This window comes from Endozoicomonas sp. SESOKO3 (assembly GCF_024606255.1).
Window position 1 is genome coordinate 1 of sequence record NZ_JAHHPR010000562.1, and the last position, 1,067, is coordinate 1,067.

The window sequence follows — 1,067 nt, forward strand, 5'->3', positions numbered from 1 at the left end:
CACTGACAAACCATCCCTGGAGGCTACCGGGGAAGAGGTAGCCACTGACAAACCAGCCCTGAAGGCTACCGGGGAAGAGGTCGAAAATAAAGGTGGTTCCTTCCAGTACACGCCGGAACAGGCAGAAGTTTTGTACGCTATCCACCTATACGCACAGCAGCACCCTCTCAAACGACAGGCCCTGCAAGTCGCAAATGGTCTGGCCGAATTAGCCGTAATGCACGGTAAGGCAATACCCGACCTTCCGACTTACGATTTTGACGATGAATTTGCATCGTTGCGCTTGCATGTACAGGTTGGAGACAAACTGTCGTTTGATCAGACCAGTCGAATCGTGCAAATCTTCAGGGACCTGAAGACAATCTTCCCTGAATACCTCGACGAGCCCTGCCCTCTGCAAGAAATCCAGACACTAGTGCACAGGGCCAGAAATGAGATGGGATCCGGGGCTGAAGAATACGACAAAGAAATTTTCGGCATGGGCAAATCAGCGATTCGCTTAATCGGGGATGAACCGACTCTGAAAAGCTTCCGGGAATACTTCGCTACCCGTTCTGCCAGCGGTAACAGGATCATAACTCTGCTGCAAGAAGGCCTGATCAGCAAGGTTGAACTTTGGAACTACATAGAGGCCGTCAGAGGAATTGATGACTATCAGACAGTGAATGAATTTGAACACTTCCTTGGCTACAAACACAGCGTCAAGTTGACTCACTTCAAGGCCGCTCTCCGGACGCTGTCCAACAGGGGTGCCGGGGAATTCATTCTGCATATTTTTCCTGCTGTGACTGCCCCGGCGGCTATGAAAGTGTCTGTTGCTGGCATGAAAGAGTACGCAGCTGCGGTCATCGCCAACTACGTCCTTGATGATATTGCCTTTAATAACGGCCGCAGGACGGCAGCATTCCTGGCCAATGTTCAGGATACTATGGCACCTTATGCTAACGCCGCTGGCGTGGCTGAATCTGAGCTGATCAAGGCTATCCATGACACCTTGATGCAGGCTCAGACCGCAGCGGTTGAGCATCAGCTCAATGATTACTGGGTCAAACCTTCAGCCTTTCTGG

Annotated in this window: 1 protein-coding gene; it reads left to right on the forward strand. The window is 51.4% G+C overall.

The features are described from left to right. Positions 1 to 1,067: hypothetical protein (locus KDK18_RS09680; RefSeq protein WP_257254700.1), on the forward strand; the 1,067-nt coding region annotated here is incomplete at both ends.